We start from the raw sequence: 3,781 nt of genomic DNA on the forward strand, positions 1-3,781 counted from the left end.
CTTCCCTCTTCCCTCTTCCCTCTTCCCTCTTCCCTCTTCCCTCTTCCCTCTTCCCAATGCCATCTATAAACCTCCGCCCCAAAGATTTCCTCCGCTGGGCCATTTTCGGCGGGGCGCTGTTCTTTTTGGCGCAGGCGGTGCGGCGACACTGGGCAGAGGTCGCGCAGATTCGGATCGAGGGGGCGGGCTGGGGGCTGCTGGCGATCGCCCTGCTAATCACCCTCATCGCCCATCTCTGGACGGGTTGGGTCTGGGGCTGGATTTTGGGCGATTTAGCTCAGCCCGTTCCGGCGCTGTGGGCCACGCGCACTTACCTGAAAACCAACATTGCCAAGTATCTGCCGGGAAACGTCTGGCATCTCTATGGGCGGGTGGTCGCGTCGCAGGAGCGCGGCATTTCCCTGGGCGCGGCGACCCTCAGCGTGCTGCTGGAACCGCTGCTGATGGCGGCGGCGGCCCTGATGCTAGGGCTAGTGGGCATTCGGCAGGCAAACTGGAGCGTGCAGGCGCTGAGTCTGGTCATCGTGCTGGCGGGCGTGCATCCCCGCGTGCTAAATCCAGTGCTGGCCGTGCTGCGGCGGCTCAAGGGCAGGGGCAAAAAGACGGCTGATGCCGCCGCAGATTTGGCAGATTCCGCGCCGTCTTCTGTGCCGTCTTCTGTGGCATCTGAGGCTAAACCCTGGCAGCTCAAGCGCTATCCCCTGCGGCCGCTGCTGGGAGAACTCCTGTTTGTGGCGCTACGGGGGCTAGGGTTCGTGGCGATCGCCCTGGCCTTACAGCCCGTTGCGCCGGCCCAATGGCTGCCGCTGATCAGCGGGTTCAGCTTTGCGTGGCTGCTGGGGCTGATGATTCCTGGCGCACCGGGCGGCATTGGCGTGTTCGAGGCAACGGCGATCGCCCTCCTGGGCAACCAGCTTGCGCCCGCCATTCTGCTCAGCGTTGTCGCCCTCTATCGGCTAATCAGCACGCTGGCAGAGGCCATCGGCGCGGCGCTGGCGTGGCGAGAACTGGGAGTCCAGCGTCCACACTAGCAGGGCAACCCAGACGGGCGATCGCTCGGTAATCATCTTTCAACCCCAGCAGCAGTCAGAATTGTTTCGCCAAGACGACTGGATACAGGCGGGAGCGTGCTACGGGCAGCGGCAACCCTGTGCATCCAGCACCACGCATCGACCGTTGTTCATGCTGATGCGGCTATTGACCTCTGCCAGTGGCAAATGAGAATGCTCGTGAGAATGTCTATGAAATTTTTATGCGAATGCCTACGAGAATGCCTAGGGGAACACCTGTGAGAATGTTTATGGAAACGTTTGTGAGAGGACTTTTGGCTGATAAAAACGCCTATAACGCCTATCCGGGGAGGGGTTGGCGCTCTAGACACAAATACGGAGGTCAAATCAGAATGGATCTCACGAACCAAAATTTCCTGATTTTTTAGAATCCCACTTAGAATCCTACCGTCAGGCAACGTTTGCAGAAACGTTCGCGGCCTTCAGCATGTGATAAGTAATCAACAGTTGAGTAATGGCGAGTGGATAGCTTTGCAGCGTCTCTCCAGTGGTGCCAATCAGCTTGCCAATTCCAGGATTGCCCTCCAGACTGCAAAACTGACCCAAGTAGGGCACCTCCTGGCACAGGCTGCGCTCCAGATCTCGCACCTGCTCTGCGGTAGCATGGGCATCGATCTCCATTACGTCCACAGGCTTGCCCATGTCGCGGTCTAGCCCCAGCCGCACCGCACCGCCTGCATGTTCTCCGTCGCCAATAATGCTGCTGAAATCTGGATGGGGAATCGTGGGACGCAGCACCAGCCGCACCGCCAGCAGCAGTTCATCCTGCGTTAAGTTGTCGATGGGCGGATAGAAGCTCACCACGACATCCGCCCACTGCCGCTGCGGGCGAATAAAGGCTTCGGAGTCTGGCTCGCGCTGCTGGATTTGCTTGATGACCTGCTCACGGGTATAGCCACGCTTGCGGGTATCGCGGTTTATCTTCCAGGTGTGGCGCAGGTCTTCCGGCGGAGCCAAATAAACTTTGACATCGTAGCTGTCGCGCATTCCTCGCGTGGCATAGCCCAGCAGTCCTTCGACAACTACAAATCGCTTGGGTTTGATATACTCTGGCGGGTCAAAGGTGCCGCTGCTGTGGTTGTAAATCGGCTTTAGAATAGGCTGTCCCGTCCGCAGCAGCGAGAGGTGCTGCTGAATAATGTCGAGATAATTGCAGTCGGGATGCAGGGCAGAAATTCCCAGTTCAGCCCGCTGTTTGCGGTCGTAGCGGTGATAGTCGTCGGTGCAGATGACGGTCACATCGTTTTCGCCGAGCACCTGCGCGATGCCGCGAGTCAATGTCGTCTTTCCGGCGGCACTATCGCCAACAATGCCGAGAATGATGGGTCGGTGGGACATGGAGCCTCCTAAAAGCGCAATCACCAGCCCCCACCAACGCTTTGCGCCAGTGGCCGAAGCTAGGCGATCGAGTTCACGAATAGCCCCAATTATTAGCGTCTGGGGGACTCAGCGCAAGGCTTCTGGGGATATAGGTAAGATTTTGCAACGTTCCTCTTGAGAGGTAGCGTGAACAGTAGCAAATGTACAAAATTGCTGCAACCCAATAGAAAATACCTGCGAAACGTTGATCCCGCAGAGACACTGACCCACAGAGGCGTATTGCATTGTTGCGGATGTTTCCCGCCTTTCCTAAGCCTGCTTTTTGCGGCCGCGAGTCGAGGTTGTAGAAGTGGTCTTCGTCTTGGTCGAAGTGCGGGGAGACTTGGTTTTGGCGGCGGTAGTGCTGCGCGTGCTGCTGGTGCGGGGGCCGCGCTTTTTGGGGGTGGCAGCGGGTTCTTCGGACGTGGCGGGTTCGACCTCTGGCAGCGCGGCAGCAGCCTCGGTCACGGCTTTTTTCTGAACGGCGGTGCTGCGGCGGCGGCGAGTTTTGCCTGCGGTGCCCGATTTGTCCTTTTTGGTGGAAGCCAGATAGCGCTTGAGGGAAGAGACGCTGATTTTGATGTTTTTATCAGCCAGCAGCGCAGCAATTTCCTCATGGCTATAGCCACGGTCGAGCGCTGTTGAAATGGAGTCTTGCAGCAGGTCGATGGCTTCCCGCAGAGACCAAACTTCTTTGGGCTTTTCGGGGAGTTGTTCCAGCAGGCTGGTGGCCTGTTCGATGGATTCTTGCTGAACCAGGACGGTGCCAGGAAGGCGTTTTTTGGTGGTAGTCATAGTGGTAAAGGTTGGGTCAATGAGCGAGTGTTTCTGCGGTCAGGCAGAGGGTCAGAGGTAATCAGAATCGATTCACCGCTCTATTCAGCAGTTCTATTCGTACGCTATTCGTACGCCATACGTACGCTGTTCGTAGAGTCGGCGATTCCCAATTGAGCAGGTTGCAGTGGGGGTTGCAAAGTGGATAACTTAGTGTATCCAAAAGCGAACAATTTCTATCAATTTTCCTGATCCAATCTTGATTGATTTGCTTTTTGCCGTGTCAACTCTGCCTCTTCTTCACAGTCTCGCTGCTGAGGCAAGGCTATTCCTTTGGCAGGGAACGGGATGTCTGAGGGACGCTGTGCCCCGTTCGCGCCCGCGTTCAGCAAAACGGTAACAAGGTTATCTCTTTCGCTTTTTGCGTTTTTGCCTGGAGGTTGACGACTCCTGAGTTGGAGCGATATCGGTTGCTCTTAGCGGGGGTGTTTCGGGTTCATCGAGCAGGTAGGCGATGACATTTTCGACAGAACGGTTTGCGGCGGTGTGGTTTGCAGGGGGGCGGTTTGCAGGGGCTT

Annotated in this window: 4 protein-coding genes; 2 read left to right on the top strand and 2 right to left on the bottom strand. The window is 57.2% G+C overall.

The annotated features are described in order from the left end of the window. The first annotated feature begins 56 nt into the window (after window positions 1-56). Together IGS51_RS08720 and IGS51_RS08725 are read left to right on the top strand one after the other, a co-directional pair. Window positions 57-1,031, top strand: coding sequence for a lysylphosphatidylglycerol synthase domain-containing protein (locus IGS51_RS08720; protein ID WP_297078043.1), 975 nt, complete (start codon window positions 57-59; stop codon window positions 1,029-1,031). Between the two features lie 61 nt (window positions 1,032-1,092). Then, window positions 1,093-1,221 carry a hypothetical protein gene (locus IGS51_RS08725; protein WP_297078044.1) on the top strand — a complete coding sequence of 43 codons (129 nt, stop codon included), beginning with the start codon at window positions 1,093-1,095 and terminating at the stop codon, window positions 1,219-1,221. A gap of 239 nt (window positions 1,222-1,460) precedes the next feature. Here IGS51_RS08725 and IGS51_RS08730 read toward each other — a convergent pair whose 3' ends face one another. Then, window positions 1,461-2,408: a phosphoribulokinase gene (locus IGS51_RS08730; RefSeq protein WP_297078045.1), complete on the bottom strand. Its 948-nt coding sequence runs from the start codon at window positions 2,406-2,408 to the stop codon at window positions 1,461-1,463. Window positions 2,409-2,699: 291 nt separating this feature from the next. Further along, entirely contained in the window at window positions 2,700-3,224 is a 525-nt protein-coding gene (locus IGS51_RS08735) for a hypothetical protein (RefSeq protein WP_297078046.1), read from the bottom strand. Window positions 3,225-3,781: the final 557 nt, after the last annotated feature.

The sequence above is a fragment of the Thermoleptolyngbya sp. M55_K2018_002 genome (genome assembly GCF_015295965.1).
GTDB classification, from domain to species: domain Bacteria; phylum Cyanobacteriota; class Cyanobacteriia; order Elainellales; family Elainellaceae; genus Thermoleptolyngbya; species Thermoleptolyngbya sichuanensis.